This is a genomic window from Roseateles asaccharophilus (assembly GCF_004362405.1).
Classification (GTDB): domain Bacteria; phylum Pseudomonadota; class Gammaproteobacteria; order Burkholderiales; family Burkholderiaceae_C; genus Kinneretia; species Kinneretia asaccharophila.
Genome location: NZ_SNXE01000002.1, coordinates 507,844 through 534,114 on the forward strand (window position 1 = coordinate 507,844; position 26,271 = coordinate 534,114).

General features: G+C 65.9%; 24 protein-coding genes and 1 other RNA gene. 6 read left to right on the forward strand and 19 right to left on the reverse strand.

What is annotated here, in order from left to right; translation table 11 throughout:
* Positions 1-21: 21 nt before the first annotated feature.
* The 11 genes from DFR39_RS07120 to gyrA form a co-directional block, all read right to left on the reverse strand.
* Entirely contained in the window at positions 22-753 is a 732-nt protein-coding gene (locus DFR39_RS07120; RefSeq protein WP_133602837.1) for a glycosyltransferase, read from the reverse strand.
* Positions 754-865: 112 nt separating this feature from the next.
* Positions 866-2,014 (reverse strand): lipopolysaccharide assembly protein LapB, encoded by a 1,149-nt coding sequence (lapB, locus tag DFR39_RS07125; protein ID WP_133602838.1) that lies wholly within the window; start codon positions 2,012-2,014, stop codon positions 866-868.
* Positions 2,004-2,309 carry a LapA family protein gene (locus tag DFR39_RS07130; RefSeq protein WP_133602839.1) on the reverse strand — a complete coding sequence of 102 codons (306 nt, stop codon included), beginning with the start codon at positions 2,307-2,309 and terminating at the stop codon, positions 2,004-2,006. The genes lapB and DFR39_RS07130 overlap by 11 nt, the downstream gene beginning before the upstream one ends.
* A 39-nt stretch (positions 2,310-2,348) precedes the next feature.
* Positions 2,349-2,657: an integration host factor subunit beta gene (locus DFR39_RS07135; RefSeq protein WP_133602840.1), complete on the reverse strand. Its 309-nt coding sequence runs from the start codon at positions 2,655-2,657 to the stop codon at positions 2,349-2,351.
* Positions 2,658-2,773: 116 nt separating this feature from the next.
* The gene (gene rpsA, locus DFR39_RS07140; RefSeq protein WP_133602841.1) at positions 2,774-4,486 is read right to left on the reverse strand and encodes a 30S ribosomal protein S1; all 1,713 of its coding nucleotides are present in this window, start codon (positions 4,484-4,486) and stop codon (positions 2,774-2,776) included.
* A 142-nt stretch (positions 4,487-4,628) separates the two neighbouring features.
* A complete protein-coding gene (locus tag DFR39_RS07145) occupies positions 4,629-6,653 on the reverse strand; it encodes a bifunctional 3-phosphoshikimate 1-carboxyvinyltransferase/cytidylate kinase (protein ID WP_133602842.1) in 2,025 nt (674 codons plus the stop codon).
* A gap of 12 nt (positions 6,654-6,665) precedes the next feature.
* Positions 6,666-7,559, reverse strand: coding sequence for a prephenate dehydrogenase (locus tag DFR39_RS07150; protein ID WP_133602843.1), 894 nt, complete (start codon positions 7,557-7,559; stop codon positions 6,666-6,668).
* A 13-nt stretch (positions 7,560-7,572) separates the two neighbouring features.
* On the reverse strand, positions 7,573-8,673 hold the full coding sequence (gene pheA / locus DFR39_RS07155) for a prephenate dehydratase (RefSeq protein WP_133602994.1): 1,101 nt from the start codon (positions 8,671-8,673) through the stop codon (positions 7,573-7,575).
* 25 nt (positions 8,674-8,698) lie between these two features.
* Positions 8,699-9,808 carry a 3-phosphoserine/phosphohydroxythreonine transaminase gene (gene serC, locus DFR39_RS07160; RefSeq protein ID WP_133602844.1) on the reverse strand — a complete coding sequence of 370 codons (1,110 nt, stop codon included), beginning with the start codon at positions 9,806-9,808 and terminating at the stop codon, positions 8,699-8,701.
* Between the two features lie 34 nt (positions 9,809-9,842).
* On the reverse strand, positions 9,843-10,454 hold the full coding sequence (locus DFR39_RS07165; protein WP_246030730.1) for a DUF2059 domain-containing protein: 612 nt from the start codon (positions 10,452-10,454) through the stop codon (positions 9,843-9,845).
* Positions 10,455-10,462: 8 nt separating this feature from the next.
* Positions 10,463-13,096 carry a DNA gyrase subunit A gene (gene gyrA / locus DFR39_RS07170; RefSeq protein ID WP_133602845.1) on the reverse strand — a complete coding sequence of 878 codons (2,634 nt, stop codon included), beginning with the start codon at positions 13,094-13,096 and terminating at the stop codon, positions 10,463-10,465.
* Between the two features lie 265 nt (positions 13,097-13,361).
* On the opposite strand from gyrA, the gene ompA reads away from it, so the two are divergent.
* The 4 genes from ompA (at position 13,362) to ssrA (ending at position 15,922) form a co-directional block, all read left to right on the forward strand.
* Positions 13,362-14,003 carry an outer membrane protein OmpA gene (gene ompA, locus DFR39_RS07175; RefSeq protein ID WP_133602846.1) on the forward strand — a complete coding sequence of 214 codons (642 nt, stop codon included), beginning with the start codon at positions 13,362-13,364 and terminating at the stop codon, positions 14,001-14,003.
* 94 nt (positions 14,004-14,097) lie between these two features.
* The gene (gene ubiG / locus DFR39_RS07180) at positions 14,098-14,805 is read left to right on the forward strand and encodes a bifunctional 2-polyprenyl-6-hydroxyphenol methylase/3-demethylubiquinol 3-O-methyltransferase UbiG (RefSeq protein WP_133602847.1); all 708 of its coding nucleotides are present in this window, start codon (positions 14,098-14,100) and stop codon (positions 14,803-14,805) included.
* Entirely contained in the window at positions 14,802-15,527 is a 726-nt protein-coding gene (gene gph, locus DFR39_RS07185) for a phosphoglycolate phosphatase (protein WP_133602848.1), read from the forward strand. The genes ubiG and gph overlap by 4 nt, the downstream gene beginning before the upstream one ends.
* A gap of 34 nt (positions 15,528-15,561) precedes the next feature.
* Positions 15,562-15,922, forward strand: a transfer-messenger RNA (tmRNA) gene (gene ssrA / locus DFR39_RS07190).
* 58 nt (positions 15,923-15,980) lie between these two features.
* Here ssrA and DFR39_RS07195 read toward each other — a convergent pair.
* Complete coding sequence (locus DFR39_RS07195) at positions 15,981-16,673, reverse strand: glutathione S-transferase N-terminal domain-containing protein (RefSeq protein ID WP_133602849.1); 693 nt, start codon at positions 16,671-16,673, stop codon at positions 15,981-15,983.
* Between the two features lie 70 nt (positions 16,674-16,743).
* Between DFR39_RS07195 and DFR39_RS07200 the strand changes: the two genes are divergently transcribed.
* Positions 16,744-17,445 carry a hypothetical protein gene (locus DFR39_RS07200; RefSeq protein WP_133602850.1) on the forward strand — a complete coding sequence of 234 codons (702 nt, stop codon included), beginning with the start codon at positions 16,744-16,746 and terminating at the stop codon, positions 17,443-17,445.
* A 22-nt stretch (positions 17,446-17,467) separates the two neighbouring features.
* On the opposite strand, the gene DFR39_RS07205 is transcribed toward DFR39_RS07200, so the two are convergent.
* Complete coding sequence (locus tag DFR39_RS07205) at positions 17,468-18,550, reverse strand: phosphotransferase family protein (RefSeq protein ID WP_133602851.1); 1,083 nt, start codon at positions 18,548-18,550, stop codon at positions 17,468-17,470.
* Positions 18,551-18,599: 49 nt separating this feature from the next.
* A complete protein-coding gene (locus tag DFR39_RS07210; RefSeq protein ID WP_133602852.1) occupies positions 18,600-19,304 on the reverse strand; it encodes a Crp/Fnr family transcriptional regulator in 705 nt (234 codons plus the stop codon).
* Positions 19,305-19,533: 229 nt separating this feature from the next.
* Here DFR39_RS07210 and DFR39_RS07215 point away from each other — a divergent pair, with 229 nt between their 5' ends.
* Entirely contained in the window at positions 19,534-21,468 is a 1,935-nt protein-coding gene (locus tag DFR39_RS07215; RefSeq protein ID WP_133602853.1) for a FimV/HubP-related protein, read from the forward strand.
* Between the two features lie 19 nt (positions 21,469-21,487).
* On the opposite strand, the gene DFR39_RS07220 is transcribed toward DFR39_RS07215, so the two are convergent.
* The 5 genes from DFR39_RS07220 to lptF form a co-directional block, all read right to left on the reverse strand.
* A complete protein-coding gene (locus DFR39_RS07220; RefSeq protein ID WP_133602854.1) occupies positions 21,488-22,642 on the reverse strand; it encodes a pyridoxal phosphate-dependent aminotransferase in 1,155 nt (384 codons plus the stop codon).
* A 20-nt stretch (positions 22,643-22,662) separates the two neighbouring features.
* Positions 22,663-23,607, reverse strand: coding sequence for a CysB family HTH-type transcriptional regulator (locus DFR39_RS07225; RefSeq protein ID WP_133602855.1), 945 nt, complete (start codon positions 23,605-23,607; stop codon positions 22,663-22,665).
* Entirely contained in the window at positions 23,604-23,978 is a 375-nt protein-coding gene (locus DFR39_RS07230; protein ID WP_133602856.1) for a sirohydrochlorin chelatase, read from the reverse strand. The genes DFR39_RS07225 and DFR39_RS07230 overlap by 4 nt, the downstream gene beginning before the upstream one ends.
* 67 nt (positions 23,979-24,045) lie before the next feature.
* On the reverse strand, positions 24,046-25,152 hold the full coding sequence (lptG, locus tag DFR39_RS07235) for an LPS export ABC transporter permease LptG (RefSeq protein ID WP_133602857.1): 1,107 nt from the start codon (positions 25,150-25,152) through the stop codon (positions 24,046-24,048).
* A complete protein-coding gene (gene lptF, locus DFR39_RS07240; protein ID WP_133602858.1) occupies positions 25,149-26,252 on the reverse strand; it encodes an LPS export ABC transporter permease LptF in 1,104 nt (367 codons plus the stop codon). The genes lptG and lptF overlap by 4 nt, the downstream gene beginning before the upstream one ends.
* Positions 26,253-26,271 lie beyond the last annotated feature (19 nt).

The following is a 26,271-nucleotide window of genomic DNA, read 5'->3' on the forward strand; positions in this document are numbered from 1 at the left end:
CTTCACACATGCACCGTGTGCTCACTCGCGCCAGTGCTCGGCAATCCAGGGCGCCGGCAGCGGGCGGCGCCAGTTGCCGTTGTGGCGGCCGGCCAGAGCGTCGGGCGGGTTCACCACGCCGTGAAAGATCAGGATGCGCGCGCCCGCCGGGATGCGCGGAGCCTGCCAGTAGTTGCGCGGCCAGCCGGGAATGCAGTGGTACTTGTAGCTGGCGCACCAGGCGGCGTCCCAGTACTTGAGCAGGCCCTTTTGCTGCATCTCGTCGGAGAGGTAGGCCTGCTCGTTGCGGAAACGCTTGCGAATGGCGTCGAACTCGCGGCGGAACTTGGCCAGGATGTCGGGATGGCGTCCCAGCTCGAAGCGGTAGACCGAGGAATTGCCGGTGATGCGCCAGGGGCGCTTCCAGTCGTGAATGATGAGGAACTCGCCGGGCACTTCGAAGAAGGGCGTGATGTCGTCCACGATCACCACGTCCAGGTCCAGGAAGAGGGCGGTGCCGCTCAGGCCGTATTTCTCAACCAGGTCATCGCTGAAGGTGGTCAGCTTGGTCCAGCCGCGCTCCGGGCTGCCGGGTGGCAGGTCCAGCGGGGGGATGGGCCGGCACTCGACTTCGGCGCGTATGCCCTCATGGCGGTCCGTCAGGCAGACGAAGCGGAACTCGCCGCGCAGATGGCGGCGCACCATGGCGTAGAGGCGGTTGACGTATTCGGGGCCGTACTTCGTGCCCCACTTCATGCAGATGATGATTCTCATTGGAGCGACTTGGCAACGCTTCTGTATTCCCGCGCGGCACCCACGGAACCGGCTCGGCCGGGCCGTCGGGTGCGCCCCCTTGAGGGGGCCGGCGAAGCCGGTAGGGGGTAGGTCATAACTCTTCGACGTGGCGCGGGGGGTAGCTGTCCCAGCTGAGACAGCCCGGGCATTGCCAGAAATAGTGCTGGGCCTCGAAGCCGCAGGCGGCGCAGCGGTAGCGCTGCAGCGGACGCACGGCCTTGTCCAGGGCGGCCGCGAGCAGGGGGGCTTCCTCTTCGTTCAGGCGAGCCCCGCTTTGCTGCACCAGCGCACGCGCGGCCGACAGGCTCGGTTCGGCCCGCAGGTGCTCGACCAAGCGCTGGCGCTGGGCCGTTGTGTCCGGGTCCAGGCGGGCGATGGCAGCCAGCAGCTGCATGCCGGGGCTGCGCTGGTACTGAGCCTGCAGGGTGGCCAGGGCCTGCGGCGCCAGACCGGCGGCCAGGGCCGCGTCCGCATAGTCGCGCGCGACCAGGTGGAAGGCCTCGGGGCTGGCGCTGAGCAGGCCGGCATAGGCCGCCATGGCCTGCTCGGGCTGCTGTTGCCGGGCCAGCATCTGGCCGGCCAGCACATGGGCTCGGGCCGCTCTCGGCGCCACCTTGCGCGCCTCGGCCAGCAGTTTCTGTGCCTCGGCGCCATTGCCTTGGGCCTGGGCCTCCTGGGCGAGCTCGCACAGGTAGTTGGCAATGCGGCCGGCAAAGCTGCCGCTGCCGCCCTGCTCCAGATGGCGGGCCACCTCGGCGGCCTTGCGCCACTCGCGCGAACGCTCATAGAGCGAGAGCAGGGCGAGCTCGGCCTCGGTCTCGAAGGCGGTGCCACGCAGGGCGGCATAGGCTTCCTCGGCGCGGTCGAAGAGTCCGGCCTTGAAGAAGTCCTGAGCCAGGGCGTGTTGGGCGCGCTCGCGCTCGGCCAGAGGCAAGTCACCGCGCTGCAGCAGGTGCTGGTGCACCCGCACCGCACGCTCATATTCGCCGCGGCGGCGGAAGAGATTGCCCAGGGCGAAATGCAGCTCCGAGGTGTCGGGGTCGTTCTGCACCGCCTCGATGAAGGCGTCGATGGCCTTGTCCTGCTGCTCGTTGAGCAGCAGATTCAGGCCCTTGAAGAAGGTCTTGGGGGCATCGCGCTGCTCGCGCTTCCACTGCCGGGTGTCCAGCTTGGAGGCCAGCCAGCCCAGGGCGAAGGCAACGGGCAGGGCGATCAGCAGCCAGCGCAGGTCAAAGTCCATCGCGCACCACGCTGGCGTTGGGGGCCGTGGCCTCGGGGGTGGGGGCGTTGCCGGGTTCGCCCGTCATCTGCTGCTGGCGCTGGGCCACGCGGCGGTGCTTCCACCAAGCCGGCACCATGGCCAGCACGCCCAAGGCCGCGCCGCAGCCAAAGGCCACCAGCACGATGATGACCATGGGCGCGCGCCATTCATGGCCAAAGAACCAATGCACTTCGGCCTCCTGGCTGTTGTTCAGCGCGAAGGCGAAGAGGGCGAAGAAGATGAAGGCTCGCAGGAGCCAGACGAACACACGCATTGCGGGATTCTAGGCGCCGGCTCGGGCGCACCGCGAGGCTCAGGCCTCGGCCTTGTCGTCCACGGGCAACTGGGCGTCCACGGCCTCGCGCAGGGCCTTGCCGGGCTTGAAGTGGGGTACCAGCTTCTCGGGGATCAGCACCTGGGCGCCGCTGCGCGGATTGCGGCCCATGCGGGGCGGGCGGCGGTTGATGGAGAAGCTGCCAAAGCCGCGGATCTCGATGCGGTGGCCCTTGGACAGGGCGTCGGACATGGCGTCCAGGATGGTCTTGACCGCGAACTCGGTGTCGCGCTGGTTCAGCTGGCTGAAACGTTCGGCCAGGTGGGCAACTAGATCGGAGCGGGTCATGACGGGAATGCTTGGCGGGGGAAGAAAGAAGGCTCGCCCTCGGTGAGAGTGGCGAGCCTTGAGCGTCACCAGGGCAGCAAGGCTAGCAGAGCCTTGCTGCCCTCAGAACAGGGTTATCAGCCGTTGTTCTGGTTGTCCAGCTTGGCACGCAGCAGGGCGCCCAGGCTGGTGGTACCGGCGTTCTCGCGCTCGTTGGTCGCGGACAGGCGCTGCATGGCTTCTTGCTGGTCAGCGCTGTCCTTGGCCTTGATCGACAGCTGGATGTTGCGGGTCTTGCGGTCGATGTTGACGATGATGGCCGTCACTTCGTCGCCTTCCTTCAGCACATTGCGGGCGTCTTCGACGCGGTCGCGGCTGATTTCGGAAGCGCGCAGATAGCCCAGCACGTCGTCGGCCAGCTCGATCTCGGCGCCACGGGCGTCAACGGTCTTGACCTTGCCGGTCACCGACATGCCACGGTCGTTGACCGAGGTGTAGCTGGTGAAGGGGTCGGCGTCCAGTTGCTTGATGCCCAGGGAGATGCGCTCGCGCTCGACGTCCACGGCCAGCACGATGGCTTCGACTTCCTGGCCCTTCTTGAAGTTGCGCACAGCAGCTTCGCCGGTTTCTTGCCAGGACAGGTCGGACAGGTGCACCAGACCGTCGATGCCCTGGGCCAGGCCCACGAACACGCCGAAGTCGGTGATGGACTTGACCGGACCCTTGACCTTGTCGCCGCGCTTGACGTTCTCGGCGAACTCTTCCCAGGGGTTGGCCTTGCACTGCTTCATGCCCAGCGAGATGCGACGCTTGTCTTCGTCGATCTCCAGAACCATGACTTCCACTTCGTCGCCCAGGGAGACGACCTTGGAGGGAGCCACGTTCTTGTTGGTCCAGTCCATTTCGGAGACGTGCACCAGGCCTTCGATGCCCGGCTCGATCTCGACGAAGGCGCCGTAGTCAGCGATGTTGGTGACCTTGCCGAACAGACGGGTACCGGTCGGGTAGCGACGGGCCACGCCGAACCAGGGGTCGTCGCCCAGCTGCTTCAGACCCAGCGAGACGCGGTTCTTCTCGGCGTCGAACTTCAGGACCTTGGCGGTCAGTTCCTGGCCCACGGTCACCACTTCGCTCGGGTGACGGACACGGCGCCATGCCATGTCGGTGATGTGCAGCAGGCCGTCGATGCCGCCCAGATCCACGAAGGCACCGTACTCGGTGATGTTCTTGACCACGCCGTTGACGATGGCGCCTTCGGACAGGGTCTCCAGCAGCTTGGCGCGCTCTTCACCCATGGAGGCTTCCACCACGGCACGACGCGACAGCACAACGTTGTTGCGCTTGCGGTCGAGCTTGATGACCTTGAATTCCATGGTCTTGCCCTCGAACGGGCTCATGTCCTTCACCGGGCGGGTGTCCAGCAGCGAGCCGGGCAGGAAGGCGCGGATGCCGTTGACCAGAACGGTCAGGCCGCCCTTGACCTTGCCAGAAACGGTGCCGGTCACGAAGTCGCCGGACTCCAGCGCGGTTTCCAGGCTCAGCCAGGAAGCCAGGCGCTTGGCCTTGTCGCGCGACAGGATGGTGTCGCCGTAGCCGTTTTCGATGGCGTCGATGGCCACCGAGACGAAATCGCCGACCTGGACTTCCACTTCGCCCTGGTCGTTCTTGAACTCGTCGATGGGCACATAGGCTTCGGACTTCAGGCCGGCATTCACCACCACGAAGTTGTAGTCGATGCGCACGACTTCGGCCGAGATCACCTCGCCCGAGCGCATGTCGGCTTTTTGCAGCGACTCTTCGAACAGAGCGGCGAAGGACTCACCACCGGTGGCGTTTTGGATTTGGGACATGATTGCTGCGGGAAAACCCCGCGGGTTAGGTTGTTGAGTTCGCCGCCCTCGATGAACTGACGTTCGGAGGGAAGGGCGGCGGGCCCTGTGACGTGGTGTCACTGCGACCGGCAAGCCAGGGGCTCACCGGCCGTTCGCCCCCTCAGCCTTGCGGGCCGAAAGGACCACGCTCCTGCCACCAAGCCAGCACCAGATCCCTTGATTCCTCAATGGTCTGGGCCGAGTTGTCCAGCGTGAACGCGTCGGGTGCGGCTTGCAGCGGCGACGCGCTGCGACCCTTGTCGCGCGCGTCGCGTGCCTCAAGATCTGCACGCAAGTCTTCGATATTAGCCGGAATTCCCTTGGAAATCAATTGCTTATAGCGGCGCTCGGCGCGCGTGGCGGCGCTGGCGCTCAGGAAAACCTTGAGCGGGGCGGCCGGGAAGATGGCTGTGCCCATATCGCGGCCGTCCGCCACCAGACCCGGCAGGCGGCGGAAGTCCAGCTGCAACTGGTGCAGGGCGGCGCGCACCGGAAGGTGCACGGCCACGCGCGAGGCCATCAGGCCGGTGGCCTCCTGGCGCAGGGCGTCGCTGATGTCTTCCTCGTCCAGGAAGGCGCGACCGTCCTCGAAATGCAGGTCCAGGCCGGCGGCCACCGCGGCGACCGCGGCGCCGTCATCCAGGTCCACGCCGGCGCGGCTGGCGGCCAGACCGGTGGCGCGGTAGAGCGCGCCCGAGTCCAGCACCCAGTAGCCCAGGGCGCGGGCCACCTCATCGGCCAGGGTGCCCTTGCCGGAGGCGGTGGGGCCGTCGATGGTGATGACGGGAATGTCCTCGGGGCGCGCCTGAACCACGTCGAACAGGGTCTCGAAGTAGTCCGGGAAGGTCTTGGCCACGCAATGCGGCTCCAGGATGCGCACCGGCACGGGCCGCTCGCTCACCAGGGCATTGAAGGCCACCAGGGAGAAGCACATGGCGACGCGGTGGTCGTCATACGTGCGGATGGCGGCCGGCTTCCAGGCGCCGGCGCCCAAGGGGTGGACCCGGATCCAGTCCGGCCCTTCCTCGACCCGGGCGCCGAGCTTTTGCAGCTCGGCCGCCATGGCGGCGATGCGGTCGGTTTCCTTGACCCGCCAGCTGGCGATATTGCGCAGGGTGCTGGGGCCGTCGGCATAGAGCGCCATCACGGCCAGGGTCATGGCGGCGTCGGGGATGTGGTTGCAGTCCAGGTCCAGGGCCTTGAGCGGCCAGGCGCCGCGCCGCACTTCCAGGGCATTGGCCTCGGCGCGCACCTCGGCGCCCATGGCCTGGGCGGCCTCGATGAAGCGCACATCGCCCTGCAGGGAACTGCTGCCCACGCCCTCGATGCGGATGGGGTGCTCGGCTGCTGCGATGGCACCCAGGGCCACAAAGTAGGAGGCCGAGGAGGCATCGCCCTCCACATGCACCGCGCCGGGCGAGCGGTAGCGGCTGCCGGCGGGAATGGTGAAGCGCTGCCAGTCGGCATCGCGTCGCACCTCGATGCCGAAGCGCTTGAGCAGCTCCAGCGTGATGTGGATATAGGGCTTGGAGATCAGCTCGCCGATCACCTCGATCTCGATGTCCCGCTCGGCGACGAGCGGCAGAGCGAGCAGCAGGGCTGTCAGGAACTGACTCGAAACATCGCCGCGCACCTTGACTGGTGTGTCCAGGCTCAGCGCGGCCGGGCCCCTCAGGCGCAGCGGCGGATAGCCCTCATGGGCCAGGCAGTCGATGGGGCAGCCCAGGGCGCGCAGCGCGTCCACCAGATCGCCGATGGGGCGCTCGTGCATGCGCGGCACACCCGAGAGCTCGAACTCACCGCCCTGAGTGGCGGCCAGCAGGGCCAGGGCCGCGGTGAGCGGTCGCATGGCGGTGCCGGCATTGCCCAGGAAGAGCTTGGCCTGCTGCACGCCCAGGCGGCCGCCGATGCCGGTGACCTTGAGCGGGCCCAGGGGTTCCTGTTCCAGCTGGCAGCCCAGCTGGCGCAGCGCGGCCAGCATCACGCGGGTGTCGTCGGAGTCCAGCAGATCGTGCACCAGGGTCTGGCCTTCGGAGAGGCCGGCCAGCAGCAGCACGCGGTTGGAGATGCTCTTGGAGCCCGGCAGGCGCACGGTGCCCGCCGCCGAGCGCAGGGGCGGCAGGTCCAGAAAGGGGGTCTTGAACATGGGGGAGGGGGTTCAGGAGTCTTTGCGGGAGCCGCCGCGCGGCACATTCATATGCCAGTTGCTGCGGGCCTCGGAGATCAGGCGGATGCGCGCCTCGAGCGCGGCGGCGTCGCCGCCCTGCATCATGGCTTCCAGCGCATCCAGGGCCTGGCGGAACAGGCGCGACTGCAGCAGCACCTCGGTCTTGTTGGCCGTCAGGATGTCTCGCCAGACCGCCGGATCGCTGGCGGCGATGCGGGTGAAGTCGCGGAAGCCCGGCCCGGCCAGGGACAGGAAGTCGCGCCCCGCGGGCTGGCTGGCCACGGCCTGGAAATAGGCAAAGGCCAGCAGATGCGGCAGATGACTGACGGCGGCAAAGGCCTGGTCGTGGTTCTCCGGCGTCATCTTCAGCACCTGGGCGCCCAGGGCCGACCAGACATCGGTGGCCTTCTGCACCAGGGGCGCGTGGGTCTCGGCCAGGGGCGTGAGGATGACCTGGCGGCCTTGGTAGAGCGCCGCGTCGGCATGCTGCACGCCGGCCGACTCCTTGCCGGCAATCGGGTGTGCCGGCACGAAGGCGGGCAGATGCTGCTTGCCCAGGGCGCGGCGCGCGGCCTCCACCACATCGCATTTGGTGGAGCCTACGTCCATGAACAGCACCTTGGGATCGACCAGATGCCGCACGGCGCGCAGCGTGGATTCGGTGGCCGCCACCGGCACCGCCAGCAGCACGATGTCGGAGCCCGAGACGGCCAGCAGGGCCGACTCGGCCGCCACATCGATCACGCCCAGGCGGCGCGCGGTCTCGGTGGTGGAGGGTGACTTGCTGTAGCCCACCACCCGCTTGACCAGGCCGGCCTTCTTCAGGGCCAGCGCAAAAGAGCCGCCCATCAAGCCACAACCGATCACGCCGAGTTGATTGAACATGGTCTGTGCTGGGTCAGGTCTTGATCGGGTAGGCGCCAATCATCTTGAAGAAGGCGCAGATCTGGCGCAATTCGGCCAGGGCCGCCGCCACATGGGGCTGGCTGGGATGCCCATCCAGGTCGATGTAGAAGTAGTACTCCCACTGGCCAGTGCGCGCCGGGCGCGACTCCAGCCGCGTCATGGAGACACCATGGGTCTTCAGTGGCACCAGCAGATCGTGCATGGCGCCCGGCTTGTTGGGCACGGAGACGATGAGGCTGGTGCAGTCGCGTCCCGTGACCGGCGGCATGGCCATGGTCTGGGGCAGACAGATCACGGCAAAGCGGGTGCGGTTGTAGGCCTCGTCCTGCACCGCATGCGCCACGATGTGATGGCCAAAAAGCCCCGCGGCACGCTCGCTGCAGATGGCGGCCCAGGCCGGATTCTCCGCGGCCAGGCGGGCGCCCTCGGCATTGCTGGAGACCGCGCGGCGCTCGGCTTGGGGCAGGTGCTTGTTGAGCCAGTTCTGGCACTGGGCCAGGGCCTGGGGATGGGCCAGCACCGCCTCGATGCCTTCCAGCGAGTTCTGCTTGCGCACCAGGTTGTGGCGGATCAGCAGGCTGACCTCGCCGACCACATGGGCGGGCGTGTGCAGGAAGAGATCGAGCGAGCGGGTGACCACGCCCTCGGTCATGTTCTCCACGCCGACCACGCCGTACTGGGCACCACCGCTGGCGGTGGCGTGGAAGACCTCGTCGAAGCTGCTGCAGTAAATCAGGTCGGCGGCGCCACCGAAGTACTCGATGGCAGCCTGCTCGCAGAAAGTGCCTTCGGGGCCCAGCACGGCCACGCGCTGCGGCGACTCCAGCGCCAGGCAGGCCGACATGATCTCGCGCCAGATGGCGGCCACATGCTCGCCCTTGAGCGGGCCCTGGTTGGCGCCGCGAATCTTGGCGATGACCTGGGCCACCCGGTCGGGGCGGAAGAAGGGTGTGCCCTCGCGGCGCTTGAGTTCGCCCACCTGCTCCGCCACACGAGCGCGCTGGTTGAGCAGGGTCAGCAGCTGTTGATCCAGGCTGTCGATCTGGTTGCGCAGATCCAGCAGGGCGGGATTGGCCGCCGGCTCGGGCGGCATGGGGGGGGTGTTGGAATCGGCTGCTTCAGCCATGGCGCTTCTCAAAGTCCTTCAGATACGTGACCAGCGCCTGCACGCCTTCCAGCGGCATGGCGTTGTAGATCGATGCACGCATGCCGCCCACCGACTTGTGGCCTTTGAGTTGCAGCAGTCCGCGCTCCCTGGCGCCAGCCAGGAAGGCCTCGTTCAGGCTTTCGTCGCGGAGATAGAAAGGGATGTTCATGCGTGAGCGGCAGTGGGCCGCCACGCGGTTTTCGTAAAAGTCGGTGCCGTCCAAGGCAGCGTAGAGCAGGGCGGCCTTGTCGATATTGCGCTGTTCGATGGCGGCCAGGCCTTGCTTGCCGGCGTACTCGAACTTCTTCAGCCACTTGAACACCAGACCTGCGACATAGATGCCGAAGGTGGGGGGGGTGTTGAACATGGACTGGGCCTCGGCCACCGTCTGGTAATTGAAGGCCGACGGGCAAATGGGCAGGGCCTGGCCCAGCAGGTCTTCGCGCACGAAAACCAGGGTGAGGCCCGAAGGCCCGACGTTCTTCTGGGCGCCGCCAAAAGCCAGGCCGACCCGGGACCAGTCGATCGGGCGCGACAGCTGGTGCGAAGAGCAGTCGATCACCAGCGGCGCTTCGCTGCCGAGCGACTTCAGGTCCGGCAGCTCGTGGAACTCGGTGCCATCGATGGTCTCGTTGCTGCAGACATGCACATAGGCCGCATCAGGCCGCAGCTGCCAGCTGCCCGGCGCGGGAATGTCGCAGTAGCGGCTGGATGCGCCATCGGCGGCAATCGCCACGTCGGCATAGCGGCGCGCCTCGGCGGCACTCTTCTTGGACCAGGAACCGGTGACCACCACATCGACCTTGCCGCCCCGCGAGAGATTCAGCGGCACGATCGCGTTCTCGGCCAGGCCGCCGCCTTGCATGAACAGGATGCGGAAATTGCTCGGCACCTGCAGCAGCTCACGCAGATCGGCTTCGGCCGCCTCGTAGATGGAGATGAACTCGCGGCCGCGGTGGCTCATCTCCATCACGCTCATGCCCGAGCCTTGCCAGTCCAGCATCTCCGCCGCCACCTGATGTAGCACTTCTTCGGGCAGGGCGGCGGGGCCGGCGGAGAAATTGAAGGGGCGCTGGGTCATGAGGCAGGCAGGTCGAGCGAGAGCGTACTTGGGCTTACTTCTTTGCAGGTGCGGGCGCGGGCGCCGAGGTGGCCGGCTTGGGCGCAATGCCCAGTTGCTTCATGACCGATTGCTCTAGCGTTTTCAGGCGGGCCTCGACGGTACCGCGTGTGTCCGCCACCAGCTTCTCGGCCAGGGCGCGCTGCATGTCCTGGCCCAGCTGACCGTACTTCTTGTTGACCGGCGACTCCAGCCAGGCGGCAAGCTGACGCAGCTCGTCCTCGCTGAAGCGCTCTTCCAGGATGGCGCCGATGGTGCTCGGGGCCAGCTTGATGGCGCGGTCGCGCATCAGCGGCGTGGTCTCGTCCACGAACTTCTTGATCTCGCCCTCGATGGCCTTGGCGGTGGCTTCACGCTTCTCGGCGGGCAGCTGCTGCAGGGCCTGACCGGCGCCCTGCATCAGCTGGCCCAGGGGCTGCTGCAGCATGGCGCGCGACATGGCTTCCAGGCCCGGCTGCTGCAGCTGCAGCACGCGGGCCACCAGCTCCTTCTTGGCGGGGCTGCTGCCTGCCGCGGGGGCGCTGGCGGCAGTGGCCTGGGCTTGCGCCAGCGAGGCAGCGCAGCCCATCAGGGCAGCCAGGATCAGGGGGCGAAGGGCGTTGCTCATCAGGGGGCTCATTCCTTGCTGTCGGTGCCGGCCTCGCTGGCGCCGGACTCGGGGTTGCTGTCGGCGCCGTCATTGGCGTCGTTCTCGACGATACGCTGCAGGCCCGAGAGCTTAGCGCCGTCATCCAGGGCGATCAGGGTCACGCCTTGCGTGGCGCGGCCCAGCTCGCGGATTTCGCTGACCCGGGTGCGCACCAGCACGCCCTTGTCGGTGATCAGCATGATCTCGTCCTCGGCGCGCACCAGGGTGGCAGCCACCACGCGGCCATTGCGCTCGCTTTGCTGGATGGCGATCATGCCCTTGGTGCCACGGCCATGGCGGGTGTACTCGGTGATGGCGGTGCGCTTGCCGTAGCCGTTCTCGGTGGCGGTGAGCACGCTCTGGTTCTCGTCCTCGGCCACCAGCATGGCGATCAGGCGCTGATCGGGCTCCAGCATCATGCCGCGCACGCCGCGGGCCTGGCGGCCCATAGGCCGCACATCGTCTTCGTCGAAGCGCACGGCCTTGCCGCCATCGCTGAAGAGCATCACATCGTGCTTGCCATCGGTGAGTGCTGCGCCGATCAGGTGGTCGCCCTCGTCCAGGTCCACGGCAATGATGCCGGCCTTGCGCGGGTTGCTGAAGTCCTTCAGCGAGGTCTTCTTCACCGTGCCCATGGCGGTGGCCATGAAGATGAAATGGTCCTCGGGGAAGGCGCGGAACTCGCCGGTGAGCGGCAGCACCACGGTGATCTTCTCGTCCTGCTGCAGCGGGAACATATTGACGATGGGCTTGCCGCGCGAGTTGCGCGAGCCCTGCGGCACCTCCCAGACCTTGAGCCAGTAGACACGGCCGCGGTTGGAGAAGCACAGGATCCAGTCGTGGGTGTTGGCGATGAAGAGCTGGTCGACCCAGTCGTCATCCTTGGTCTGGGTGGCCTGCTTGCCGCGGCCACCGCGCTTCTGGGCCCGGTACTCGCCCAATGCCTGGCTCTTGATATAGCCGGTGTGCGAGAGCGTCACGACCATATCGGTGGGCGTGATCAGGTCCTCGGTACCCAGCTCCTGGGCGTTGTGCTCGATCAGGCTGCGGCGCGCGCCGATCTTGGTCTGGCCAAACTCCTGGCGGACCTGGATCAACTCTTCGCCAATGATCACGGTGACACGCTCGGGCTTGGCCAGGATGTCCAGCAGATCGGCGATGACGGCCATCACATCCTTGTACTCGCCGACGATCTTGTCCTGCTCCAGGCCCGTCAGGCGTTGCAGGCGCATCTGCAGGATTTCGCCGGCCTGATCCTCGGAGAGGCGGTACAGACCATCGGGCTGCATGCCGTAGTGGGCCGGCAGGCCCTCGGGGCGGTAGGCCTGGCTGCCCCCCTCGGCGCGGCTGAGCATCTCGCGCACCAGAGAGCTGTCCCAGCTCTTGCTCATCAGTGCTGCCTTGGCCACCGGTGGGGTGGGCGAGGTCTTGATGGTCTCGATGAACTCGTCGATATTGGCCAGGGCGACGGCCAGGCCTTCCAGCACATGACCGCGCTCGCGCGCCTTGCGCAACTCGAAAATGGTGCGGCGGGTGACCACCTCGCGGCGGTGCTCCAGGAAGACCGTGATCAGGTCCTTCAGATTGCACAGCTTGGGCTGACCGTCGATCAGCGCCACCATATTCATGCCGAAGCTGTCCTGCAGCTGGGTCTGCTTGTAGAGGTTGTTCAGCACAACCTCGGGCACCTCGCCGCGCTTGAGTTCGATCACCACGCGCATGCCGGACTTGTCGGACTCGTCCTGGATGTGGCTGATGCCCTCGATCTTCTTCTCGTGAACCAGCTCGGCGATGCGCTCCAGCAGCGTCTTCTTGTTCACCTGGTAGGGAATCTCGTCGACGATGATGGCCTGGCGGTTGCCCTTGTCGATGTCCTCGAAATGCACCTTGGCGCGCATCACCACCTTGCCACGGCCGGTGCGATAGCCATCGCGCACGCCGGACATGCCATAGATGATGCCGGCGGTGGGAAAGTCGGGCGCCGGGATGATCTCCATCAGCTCGTCAATCGAGCAGTCGGGGTTCTTCAGCGCGTGCAGGCAGGCGTCCACCACCTCGTTGAGGTTGTGCGGCGGGATGTTGGTGGCCATGCCCACGGCAATGCCGGTGGCGCCATTGACCAGCAGATTGGGCAGCCGGGTAGGCAGCACCAGGGGCTCCTTCTCGGAGCCGTCGTAGTTGGGGCCGAAATCGACGGTTTCCTTGTCGATGTCCGCCAGCATTTCATGGGCGATTTTGTCCAGGCGGATTTCGGTGTATCGCATGGCGGCAGCGTTATCACCGTCCACCGAGCCGAAGTTACCCTGGCCATCCACCAGCATATGGCGCAGCGAGAAATCCTGAGCCATGCGCACAATGGTGTCGTAAACAGCGGTATCGCCGTGCGGGTGATATTTACCGATCACATCGCCAACGATACGGGCCGATTTCTTGTAGGGCCTGTTCCAGTCATTGTTCAGCTCGTGCATCGCGAAGAGCACGCGTCGGTGCACCGGCTTGAGGCCGTCGCGCGCGTCGGGCAGAGCCCGGCCGACGATCACGCTCATCGCGTAATCGAGGTAGGAGCGCCGCATCTCCTCTTCGAGGCTGATGGGCAGGGTTTCCTTGGCGAATTGGGTCATGCGATGAAGGGCTGGTGGCGGCTGGCGCCCCGGCCTGGCTCGTTGGAGACTGAAAGACAGAATTCTAATTGCCCGTAGTTGTAGTACCTGCGCAACATTGGCGCTTTGGTCTGCAGCTTGGGCCGCCACAATGCGGTGGTCTCAGTGCCCTATGGCACAATCATTGAGTCCCTAGGAGAAACCCGTAGCAGGGCTTCTTCAAAGGTTTTGTTCCAGCTTCGGACAATTTCGCAGGGCAACTGCGGCCTTCCTTGAGAGGAGAATCATGAAGAAACTGAACCGTGTGGCGTCGCTCTTCGCTGTCGCTGCTGTTGCCACGTCTGGCGCTTTCGCTCAGACCGTGGATAACTGGCGTGCAACGGACGGTACCGTCTGGAAGAACGGCACCAACGAACTGTGCTGGCGCGACAGCAACTGGACCCCGGCAACCGCCGCCAAGGACTGCGACGGTGCGCTCAAGCCCGCTCCGAAGGTCGAGGCTCCGAAGCCCGCTCCGGCTCCGGCTCCGGCTCCTGCCCCGAAGCCGGCTCCCGTGCCGCCCGCTCCGGTGAGCGAGAAGGTGACCTTCGCCGCTGATGCATTCTTTGACTTCGACAAGTCGGTGCTGAAGGCTGAAGCCAAGGCCAAGCTGGATGACCTGGTCTCCAAGACCAGCGGCATCAACCTCGAAGTGATCATCGCCGTCGGTCATACCGACAGCGTGGGCAGCGACGAGTACAACCAGAAGCTGTCGGTGCGTCGCTCCGAAGCCGTGAAGGCCTATCTGGTCTCCAAGGGCGTCGAGAAGAACCGCGTGTACACCGAAGGCAAGGGCGAGAAGCAGCCCGTCGCCGACAACAAGACCGCCGAAGGCCGCGCCAAGAATCGCCGCGTGGAAATCGAAGTGGTCGGTACCCGCAACAAGTAATGAGTCTGGCGGCCTTGGGCCGCCTGTCATTGCCAACCCCGCCTCGGCGGGGTTTTCTTTTTGTGGCGGGCCATCCGCTACCATCTCGCCCATCATGATCAATGCCGACCCTCAAGAGCTGGCCAAGTTTGGTGAGCTCGCCCATCGCTGGTGGGATGCAGACAGCGAGTTCAAGCCTCTGCACCAGATCAATCCGCTGCGCCTGAACTGGATCGACGGCCTCTCGCCCCTGGCGGGGCAGACCGTGTTGGACGTGGGCTGCGGTGGTGGCATCCTGGCCGACTCCATGGCGCGCAAAGGTGCCCATGTGCTGGGCATCGATCTCTCGACCAAGCCGCTGCGAGTGGCTCAGCTGCATGCCATGGAGGCGGGCACCGAGAACATCGAGTACCGCGAAGTCGCCGTTGAGGCGCTGGCTGAGGAGCGGCCGGCATCCTTTGATACCGTGACCTGCATGGAGATGTTGGAGCACGTGCCCGACCCTGCCTCGGTGGTGCGTGCCTGTGCGGTGCTGGCCAAGCCGGGTGCTTGGGTGTTTTTCTCGACCCTCAACCGCAATGCCAAGGCCTTTGCCCTGGCCATCGTGGGGGCGGAGTATCTGCTCAAGATGCTGCCGGCGGGCACGCATGAGTACGCGCGCTTTCTCAAGCCTGCCGAGCTGAGCCAGTTTGCGCGCGATGCCGGTCTTGAAGTTCATCAGCTGCGCGGCTTGCACTACAACCCCCTGACCCAGCGCTACAGTCTGGGTGGCAACACGGACGTCAACTATCTGATGGCCTGCCGCAAGCCCTTGCTCGCATGAGCCTCGCCGTGCTTCAGGCCCGAGAGCAGGGCTGGTTGGGTCGGCCCATTCGCGCCGTGCTCTTCGATCTGGACGGTACGCTGGTGGACAGCGCGCCCGATCTCGCCGGTGCGACCAACGAGATGCTGCTGGCGCGTCAGCTGCCGGCCCTGCCGCTGGACACACTGCGTCCCATGGCAGGCGCCGGTGCTCGCGGCATGATGGGTTTGGCCTTCCAGGTCGCGCCGCCGGATCAGCGTTTCGACGCGTTGAAGAGTGAGTTCTTTGATCGCTATGAGGCGCGCCTGCTGCATGAAACCCGGGCCTTTGATGGGGTGGAGGCCTTGCTTGCGGGCCTGGAGTCCCTGGGGCTGGCTTGGGGTATCGTGACCAACAAGTCCGAGCGTTTTGCCCTGCCGCTGACCGCCGGACTGGGCCTGGCTCAGCGGGCGGCGGCCGTGATTGGCGGCGACACCACGGCGCATGCCAAGCCGCATCCCGAGCCGCTCTTGGAGGCGGCGCGTCGTGCGGGTGTGGCGCCCGAGCACTGCATCTATGTGGGGGATGACCATCGCGACATCGTGGCTGGTCGGGCCGCGGGCATGCAGACCGTGGCCGTGTCCTGGGGCTATCTGGGGCGCGGCGAGCCCATCGAGGCCTGGGGTGCCGATGCGATTGCCACCCGGCCCGAGGACTTGCTCGCCATGGTCCGGACTGTTTTGCAGACGCAAACGGGCTCTTGAAGTTCCGGACCCTGGCATAATGTAGGTGTTCTATGGGGCCGACCTGGTTTCGACGTGGGTGCGGATCCGAAGTAGGGCATGCCGAGCACCAGTTCGCTCGTTAATCCACTGGAAAAAAGTAACTGCAAACGACGAAAAGTTTGCCCTCGCTGCTTAATTAGCACGAGGCTCCGCAACAGCAGGCCTATGGGCTGGGGTGGCAACACCTGCGGAGTCATTCACATAGGCTGGTTGTTCGGTGGGCCGCACACCGGGTGACGAGATCTAGCGGCTGGTTGGGTTGGCAGCGTGCTCCTGCGCGGTCGCTCGGCGAGAACTAAGTTCAGAGGGCTAAGCATGTAGAACTGCCCGGTGATGGCTTGCGGACGCGGGTTCAATTCCCGCCGGCTCCACCATCTCAAGCAAAAGGGCCCGAGTCTGTGACTCGGGCCCTTTTCGTTTGGCTGCCCTGGCTCAGCGGTGCTTGTACTGCTTGGCCCCGAACAGTACCTCGCGGGCTTGTTCGCTGACCAGGGGCTTGCGCTGTTCGGCCAGTACGGCGAGCCCTCTTTGCACGGCGGGGCGCGCAGCGATCTCGTCGAACCAGCCCTTGAGGTGTGGGTAATCGGCTAACTCGATGCCTTGGTTCTTCCAGGAGCGCAGCCATGGGAATGTGGCGATATCGGCAATGGAGTGGTCGTGCCCGCCGAGATAGCGGCTGGATGCAAGGCGCTTGTTGATCACGCCGTACAGCCGCTTGGCTTCATTGGTGTAGCGCTCGATGGCATAGGGAATCTTCTCGGGCGCATAGATGCGGAAATGATGTGCTTGGCCCAGCATGGGACCCACGCCACCCATCTGGAACATCAGCCATTGCAGCACTTCGTACTTGTCGCGTGTGCTTTCGGGCAGCAGCTTGCCCGCCTTGGACGCGAGGTAGAGCAGGATGGCGCCCGATTCGAACAGGGCGATCGGGCGGCCATCGGGGCCCTCAGGATCGACAATGGCGGGGATCTTGTTGTTCGGGCTGATCGAGAGAAACTCGGCGTCGAATTGCGCGCCCGAGCCAATGTCCACGGGGATCACCTTATACGGGAGGTCACATTCTTCCAACATGATGTGGACCTTGTGGCCGTTGGGTGTGGGCCATGAATAAACTTCGATCATTGTTTTGTCTCCTGGCTGCGCCGTCCCATTGTCCTAGCTCATGTTAATTAAGCAAGTTAAACGCTGGTGGGTGACTCGTGCCAACGCAGCGCGTTGGAAGGCCGTCGCTGACTGGGCGGAGCAGCGTGGTGGCGTCTTTCGCCAGACCCGTGATGCGCGTGGTTTTCAGATCGAGCAGTCGCGTGGCGCCGCAGGTGTCCTGCGTATCGAGTGGGCGCCCTCACAGCGCAGCTATATCGAGGGCCATGAACTGCGCATGCGCTGCGAGCTGGGCTTGCACCCGGATCTGCAGATGATGGTGTTGGCGCGAACGCTGATGGAGCGCCTGGAGCGCGCCGTGTTCGAGGCCTATACCGACACGCTCAAGACCCGTGTGGATGCGGATACGCCGGAGGAGATGCGCTGGTTGGTGATGTTTGCCAAGCTCAAGCACTTCCCGAACAAGTTGCTCAAGGAGCGCTGGGGGGGACTGGGTGTCAATCAGGAGGTCGTCTCGGCCTGGCTGGAGGGCGGACTCAGCGATGCCCTGCTTCAGGCCGGCGAGTCCTTGCTGCCGGCGGAGCGTCCTTTTGTGCTGATGGTCTTGCGGGGCAATGTCTATTTGCGCGTGGCCATGGCCGAGCCGACCCTGAGCGAAATCCAGTCACTGGTCCGTTTGCTGGAGACGGCTTGTCGCGATGCGCAGCGCGTCAATACGCGCTTGGCCGACGGTGGCCCGTGGCCCACCACAACCTCGGTGGCCTGGCAGAGCCAGCCCAGTGAGCTGAACTGAGGCTCGGGGGCGTACCGACTCCCTAGGCTTGCTGTGCGCGCTGCGCGAAGGTCCAGGCCAGCTCGGCCATGGGGCGGGCTCCGGCGCCGGCCTCGCGGGCACGTTCGCTGGATGCCGTCCCCGCCTCGACCCGCTTGGCAATGCCTTGCAGAATGGCGGCGATTCGGAAGAGGTTGTAAGCCAGATAGAAGTTCCAGTCGCGCATGACCGCGTTGATGTCGCTGCGGCCGGTTCGCTCGCAATAGCGCCGCACATAAGCCTCCTCGTCGGGAATGCCCAGTGCTGCCAGGTCATGTCCGCCCAGGCCGCGAGCGGCGCCCGAGGTGTGGATGTGCCAGGACATGCAGTGGTAGCTGAAGTCCGCGAGCGGATGGCCCAGGGTCGAGAGTTCCCAGTCCAGCACGGCCAGCACGCGCGGCTCGTTGGGGTGAAACATCAGGTTGTCCAGGCGGAAGTCGCCATGGACGATGGCCACTTCGGATTCGTCGCGTGCAGAGGCCGGGATGTTGAGGGGTAGCCATTCGATGAGCTGGTCCATGGCCGCGATGGCATGGGTCGCGGAGGCCTGGTACTGCTTGCTCCAGCGCGCGATCTGGCGCTCGAAGTAGTTGCCGGGCTTGCCATAGTCGCTCAGCCCCAGGGCCTTGTAGTCCGCCCTGTGCAGGGCGGCGATCACGCGGTTCATTTCATCGTAGAGTGCCGCGCGTTCGCTCGGGCTCATGCCCGGCAGGCTCTGATCCCAGAGTACGCGGCCTTCCACGCACTCCATGACATAGAAGGCGCGGCCGATCACGCTTTCGTCTTCGCACAATGCCAGCATGCGCGGTACGGGTACGGCGCTGGCGGACAAGGCCTGCATGACGCGGAACTCTCGCTCGATGGCGTGGGCCGAGGGCAGCAGCTTGGCCTGCGGCCCGGGCTTGCTGCGCATCACATAGCGGGCCTGAGGGGTGCTCAGCCGGTAGGTGGGATTGGACTGACCGCCCTTGAACTGCTCGATGCTCAGGGGGCCGGAGAATCCCGACACGTGTTCACCGAGCCAGTGGCTCAGCGCCTGCAGATTCAGGTCCTGGCTGGGGGGGCGGGTGCCGTTGAAGTCTTCCATGGGTCTCCTTGTTGTCCTTGTGCCGGATGACCCTGGGTGGCAAGCGGCTTCAGCGTTGGGCAATGGCCAGCAGCTTGTCCTTGCTCAGGATCACGAGTCTTGTGGGTTCCACGCGCAAGGCGCCATCGCGCTCGAAGCTCTTGAGCTCCTGATTCACACGTTGGCGCGAGGCGCCCAACAGCTGCGCCAGGTCTTCCTGCGCCAGTTGCAGGCCGATGCGGATTTCCTCGCCTTGGGTCACGCCGTAGGAACGGGCCAGCAGCAGCAGTTGCTTGGCCAGGCGCGCGGCCAGCGGTCGCGTGTTCAAGTCCTCCACGGCGTCGAACATCAGACGCAGCCGTCTGCAGTTCAGACGCAGCAGGGCTTCGTAGAGCTCGGTGTGGCGCGACAGCAGCTCTTTGAAGTCGGGCTTGCGCACCACCAGCAGCGTGGTATCGCCATGGGCCGTGGCGTCGTGGGTGCGCGGCAGCCCGTCGAAGAGCGAGATATCGCCGAACCAGGTGCCGGGCTCCACATAGGTCAGCGTGACCTGCTTGCCGGACAGAGAGACGGAGCTGACGCGCACGGCGCCCTTGGCCACGCCCACCCATTCTTCCGCCGGCTCGCCGCGGCAGGACAGCATGGCGCCATCGCTCAGTCGCCGCAGCAGGGCGCGAGAGAGGATGTCGCTGCGCAGCGCTGCGGACAGTCTGGAGAACCACGAACCCGATTCGATGTTGTTGCGTTCTGAAAGTGTAAGAACCGTGCTGTTCATGCTGCGTCGCTGAGGTGACAGCCCGCAGGCTTGCGGGCGCGCCGATTGTCCATGAGAGCCAGTCGGCCCCGCAGTGTGTATGAACTAGGAAACACCCCGAGTCGCCCGGGCGCCAGGGAAGGGCGTTCTGCCTTGGGTGCGTGCTAGAGTGGCCCGCAAACAATCCGACACAAAACGGCGCTGGCCGATGCACCGCACGCCCCGACTCCACTCAGTTCTTCTCCTTGCCATGGCTTCCGCAGGCCTGGGTAGCGCCCAGGCCATGGGTGTGGGGCGTCCGCAGACGCTCTCGGCGCTCGGCCAGCCGCTGAGCTTGCTGTTCCCGGTTCAGCTGGCCGCGGGCGAGAGCTTGTCGCCAGACTGTGTGCGTGCCGAGGTTGTGGCTGGCGAGTCGCGCCTGCCGCCCAATCTGCTGCAGGTCCAGCTCGAGGGTGAAAGCGAAAGCGCGGTCCGGGCGGTCCGGTTGCGTAGCACGATCCAAGTGGACGAGCCCTTGGTCAATGTGCAGCTGAGTCTGGGCTGTCCGGTCCGTCTGACCCGGCAGTACACGGCCTTTATCGATCCTCCCGGCGCGGCTCAGGCGGTGCCCCAGACGGCCCCCGTGGGTGAGGCTGCTGTGGTGCAAAGCTATTCGGCGGCCCTTCGTGCGGCACTGGGTACCGCGGAGGCTAAGCCAGCCGAGCTGCTGGGCACGCGTTCGGTGCCCGAGAAGAGTTCGCAGACCTTGACTGAGCCGGCCGAGACCTCGGCGCGTGCCGCGACGGCGGCCGTCGCACCGTCGCCCGCTGCCAGTCGCCCGACCGTCGGCAAGCCCAGGCCTGTCGAGGGCGGTCTCAAGTCGGCTGCTGCCAAGCCCCCAAGCAAGGCGACGCCGTCTCCCAGCGCCGGGCCCAAGCTGCAATTGGAGCCCGCCGAGCTGCTGAGCGCCCTGGCCGCATCCACCCCAGCGCCGCATGACGAGGAGGCCCGTCAGCGATTGGCCAAGCTGGAGCAAAGCCTGGAGAAGATGCAGTCCCAGCAGCGCGAGAGCGAGGCCCGCATTGCGGCACTGCAGGCCCAGCTGGCTCAGGCCCAGTCTTCCTCCCCGGATCGTCCCCTGGTCCTGGGGCTGGGCCTCTTGAGCCTGGCGCTGATGGGCTTTGCCGCTTGGCTTTGGCGTGGCCGCGCGCGCAGCGCCCAGGCAGACGTGCCGACCTGGTGGGAAGAGGCGCGTGCGCCCTACGAGGTTTCGCCCGCGCATATCGCGTCGGCGTCCGACCTGGCGCCAGCCGCCGTTCCGGACGCCGGCCGCCCCGGCGCGGGCCACCCCTCGGCGCCGAAGTCGGTGCCGCCCGACGCGTGGCCGGCGGAAGTGAGCGCGGCGACGGGCTTCTCTCCAGTACCCGCTCCCTTGCCCGCCTCAGCGCCGGCACCGCTGGAGCTGTCCAGTGGCTTGGCGCCTGCAGCGGCGACTGCGGCGCTCATGCCGCCCCCCGAGGCGGGGGCGGTGAATGAGCCGGTGAGCTTCGAGCTGGTGGAGCCGGATGCCCAGGGTGCGCTGCATTCGGCCTTGCCGCCCCTGGCCGTCGAGGGTCTGATTGACCTGGACCAGCAGGTGGACTTCTTCCAGGTACTGGGCCAGGACGAGGCCGCCATCGATCTGCTTCGCTCGCGTCTGGATGCTGCGACGCCCCTGCCTCACCTCTTACTGCTCTCCCTTTATCGTCGGCGCGGCGATCTGGATCTTCTGGCGGTGCTGGAGGCCGACTATGCCCAGCGCTTCGGCGCCGCGGCGCCTCAGCAACTGGGCAGCGCAGGCGCTGGCCTGGAGGCCCATCCGGCCCTGTTGGCGCGTCTGCAGGCATGCTGGAGCGACCATGGGGCCTGCATGGCCCTGCTGCAATCGCTGCTGGGCGCAGCGGGGGGGCAGCAGGGCTTGGACCTTGCAAGCTGCCGCGAACTCCTGCTCTTGTACGGGGTGGCTCGCGACCTGTCGGAACATGAGGTGCGCAGCACCGATATCGATCTTTTCCTGCCGCTGGACAACCCGGCCTCGGACATGATGGCCACCATGGTCTGGCAGACCGGCAGCGCAGCATCGAATTCGGTGAGGGGGGGCTTGGAGGTCGACATCCCGCTGGGCGACGATGAAGCCCCCACCGTCCGCCCGGGCTTGCCGGGCTGAGTCCGGCGGGTGGGCGGGTTCAGAGACTCTGCAGCTTGTCCAGGGCCTGTTTGAGGGTCTCGTCGCGCTTGGCAAAGCAGAAGCGGATCACCGGCGCCTCGCAGCCCTGCGCATAGAAGGCGGATAGAGGAATGGCGGCCACGCCGACCTCGCGCGTCAGCCACTCGCAAAAAGCTGCATCGCTCCGCTGGCCGCTGCGCTCGCGATAGGCGCTGAAGTCCACGCACTGGAAATAGCTGCCCTCGCTGGGCAGCAGCCTGAAGGCGGTGCCTTCCAGGCCGGCGCGGAACAGATCTCGCTTGCGCTGGTAGAAGTCGCCCAGGCCCAGATAGGGGGCCGGGTTCGCCATATAGGCTGCCAGCCCGTGCTGGGCCGGTGTGTTGACCGTGAACACATTGAATTGGTGCACCTTGCGGAACTCGACGCTCAGCGCCGCGGGAGCCGCCACATAGCCGACCTTCCAGCCGGTGACATGGTAGGTCTTGCCGAAGCTGGAGACGATGAAGCTGCGCTCGGCCAAGCCGGGGAAGCGGGCCACGCTCTGGTGGGCCGCACCATCGAAGACCATGTGCTCATAGACCTCGTCGCTGATCAGCAGCACATCGGTCGGCGCCAGCAAATCCGCCAGCGTCTGCATCTCGGCGGCGCTCCAGACGGTGGCGCTGGGATTGTGCGGTGTGTTGATGATCAGGGCGCGGGTGCGGGGGGTGATGGCCGCCGCAATGCGCTCGAAGTCGGGGCGGTAGCTTTCGGCCTTCAGCGGCACGCGCACGACCCGGCCGCCTGCCAGCTCGATATTGGGGCCATAGCTGTCGTAGCAGGGCTCCAGCACGATGACGTCATCGCCCGGATGCACGATGGCCAGCAGGGCGGTGAAGATCGCCTGCGTGGCTCCGGCGGTGATGGTGATCTCGCGATCGGCATCGTAGCTGCGCCCGTGCATCGCCTGCAGCTTGGCCGCCACCGCTTGGCGCAGGGCGGGCACCCCCGGCATGGGCGGGTATTGGTTGTGCCCCCGGCGCATGGCCTCGTGGACCGCGTCCACCAGCTGCGGGTCGCAGTCGAAGTCGGGGAAGCCCTGTCCCAGGTTCACGGCGCCATGCGCCTGTGCGAGGGCCGACATGGTGCTGAAGATGGTGGTGCCCACATGGGGCAGACGGCTGTGCAGTTGCATCTTGTGCAGCAAGGGAATTCTCAGAGTTTGTAGTCGCTGGCCTCGCCGTTCATGGCGCGCTCCAGCAAGGCCTTGTCCAGCCGATCGGACAGCAGGCTCACGAAGGCATGAACATAGTTGCGCAGATAGGCACCCCGCTTGAAGGCGATTCGGGCCACGTTCTGGCCGAAGAGATGGCCCAGGGGACGAGAGACCAGCTCACCGCCCGGCGGGTCTTCGCGCACGGCCATCTCGGCCACGATGCCCACGCCCATGCCCAGCTTCACGTAGGTCTTGATGACGTCGGAGTCGATGGCCTCCAGCACGATGTCCGGCTTGAGCTGCCGGGCGGCAAAAGCGCGGTCAATGCGTGTGCGCCCGGTGAAGCTGGGGTGGTAGGACACCAGAGGGTACTGAGCCAGTTGCTCCAGCGAGATCCGTTCGGTCTGGGCCAGGGGATGGTCGGCCGGGGCAACCAGCACATGCTGCCATTCGTAGCAGGGCAGGGTGACCAGATCCTCATGCTCGGACAGTGACTCGGTGGCCAGGCCCACATCCGCGCTTTCATCCAGCAGCATGCGCGCCACCTGCTCCGGATTGCCCTGATGCAGGCTCACCTGCACCTGGGGGAAGCGCTTGCGCAGCTGGGCCACGGGGCCGGGCAGCACATAGCGGGCCTGTGTGTGGGTGGTCGCAATGGACAGGGTCCCGGCGTCTTGCTTCGAGTATTCCTCGCCGATGCGCTTGAGATTGCCCACCTCGCGCATGATGATCTCGATGGACTTGAGCACCTGCTGGCCCGGCTCGGTGATGCGGCGCAGACGCTTGCCGTGACGCGAGAAGATGTCCACGCCCAGCTCTTCTTCCAGCTCGAGAATGGCCTTGGAGACCCCGGGCTGTGACGTGAAGAGCGCCTTGGCAGTTTCGGTGAGGTTGAGGTTGCGGCGCGCCGCCTCCTGGACGAAACGGAATTGGTGCAGATTCATGGGGTGCTCGGGGTGATCAGGGCCAGGCTGGCGGCGGCCATGGCGGCGCTCACCGCCTCCTGCTCGCCGATGGCGGGGTGCAGCAGCCACTCACCGCCATGCTTTTCGCGCAGCGCGTCCACCAGGGGCGGCACATCGCGCCGCATATGACCGGAGGCTCCCAGAAACATGGGCACGATGTGGATGCGCCGGCAACCGCGCGCCAGCAGGCTGTCGGCAGCGCTGCTGATATCGGGTTGCATCAGTTCCAGATAGGCCAGGGCCAGCGGCAGGTCTGGGCGGGCCGCAGCAATGCGGGCCGCAATGGCTTCGAAGGGGCGGGCCCAGGCGGGATCGCGGGCTCCGTGGGCAAACAACAGCAATCCGTCCATCAGGGGTGCGCCTCGGTATAGCGGTTGTTGGGCAATCTGGTGTGCGTGCGCAGCGCTGCTGGCGCGCTCATCGGTAGCGCACGAGCCAGCCAAAGGCCGCCAGGGATATGCCCATATAGATCAGGCTGGGTGTGGCGGCCACGGCCCAGGGCGTCCAGCCCCTGAGCATGCCCAGATGTCCGGCAAGATTGTTCAGCAGCACGAAGCTGATCCCCAGCATGATGCCGCCAAAGACCTTGAGGCTGATGCCGCCGGCACGTCCGTGCAGATAGGCAAAGGGCAGGGCCAGAGCCACCATCACCAGGCAGGCAAAGGGGTAGAACGCCTTGCGCCAGAACTGGATGTTGTGCTGCTGGGCCGACTGTTCCTGTGCCGAAAGATGCCGCGTGTAGCGGTAGAGGTCCAGGGTAGACATGGTCTTGGCGGGCAGCAGCGCCGCGCCAATCACGGCGATGTCGAGGCCGCTGGCCCAGTCCAAGGTGGGGAGCTTGTCGTCCTGGATCCTGGGTACCGGCGCTTGTGTGTTCCATTGCGTGCGCACAACCTCGCGCAGCTTCCACAGACCGTCGGCCTGCACCTCGGCGCCAGCCGCCTCCAGGCGGCTGAGCAGGGCGCCCTGGGCGTCAAACTCGAAGATGCGGACCTGCTCAAGTCGCCCGGGGGCCAGGGCGCGGCCCACATGAACGGAGAAGCTGCGCTCCTGCCCCTGGATTGTTTGCTTGTCTTTGAGCCAGGCGCCCGAGGCGCCCCGCGAGAGGCTTCCGGTGAGCCGCGCATGCTCCTGCTCGCCATAGCGTTCGAAACCCGGCGCGATGTAGTCGCCCACGATGAAGGTCAGGGCCGCAAAGCCCAGGGCCAGTGCGGTGAGCAGGCTGAGTGCACGCTGGGGGCCCAGACCGCCGGTGCGCAAGATGGTGAACTCGCTGGACTGGGCCAGCCTTGCCAGGGAATAGATGCTGCCAATCAGCACGGCAATGGGAAAGAGCTCGTAGAAGTGGCCCGGTTGTTCCAGCAGGGCCAGCCAGGCGGCCTTGCCGGCGCCCAGGCCCTTGCGTCCCAGATCATCAAGATGGTCAACAAAGTCGATGAAGTAGAACAGGGAGAGAAAGGCGAGCGCCACGAAGAACACGGCACTCAGCAACTCGCGATAGAGCAGGCGTCGCACGGTCTTCATGCGGGCCTCCTGCGCAGGCGCAGCACCATGCGATTGCCCTGATCACGCAGCAGCAGCAGACCCAGTCCCATCAGCAGGGCGCTGCCATGCACCGCAAGCAAAGCGGTCCCCATGCTCATGCGGGATCCGGCGACCCAGGATTGCGAGAGCGTGATCAGGTTGTAGTAGACGACGAAGCCGAGCAGGGCCACGAGAAGATTCCAGTTGTTGGGCCGGCGAGGATTGGACGCGGACATGCCTATACCCAGCAGCACCAGATTGAGGGTGCCCAGCGCCAGGCCCAGCCGCCAGGTGAGCTCGCCCAGATGGCGCGGTGTCGGATTGCGCAGCAGGTCCAGGCTGTTCATGGCCTTGGGCGGCAGTGCATCCACGGCTCGCATGACCTGGGCGTCGGTCAGCAGCCGGTAGCGCTCGAAGCGTGCCAGCGTCCGCGCGCCACCCTCGGTGGCCATCTCATTGCGCTGCCCCTGCTCCAGAACCAGGTAGCGGTCCTCGTCCTCAATCTCCAGATGTCCCTTGTGGGCCGTTGTCACGGACTCGGAGCGCTCGGACCGCGTCAGGATGAAGACATTGCGCCCACTGCTGCGCTCATCGGGGCCGGCCTCGCTGCTGCGTTCGATGAAGAACACTTTGCTGCCATCCCGCGAGCTCTGAAACTGCCCGGGTGCCACGCGCGAGAGGTCCGAGCGGCGCTCATAGCGTTCCTTGAGCTGTGCGCTATTGCGGTTGCCCCAGGGCCAGACCACCAAGGCCAGGGCCATCACCAGCAGCAGCACCGGCCAGGCCGTGCGCAGGACCGGACGCACAAAACGCGACAAGCCGATGCCGCTGGCAAACCAGATCGTCATCTCCGATTCGCGGTACATGCGGCCCAGGGTGCTGACCACGGCCACAAAGAGCGAAAGGCTGAGCATGGTGGGCAGATGGCCCAGGGCCGCATAGCCCATCAGCAGCAACACATCCTGGGGAGCGACCCGGCCGCCGGCCGCCTGGCCCAGGGTGCGGATCAGCATCATGGTCAGCACGATGGTCAGTATGACCACCAGGGTCACGCCGAAGCTGCGCGCCAACTCTCTGCGTACGGTGGAATCGAATAACATCCTGGCACTTTAATGATTC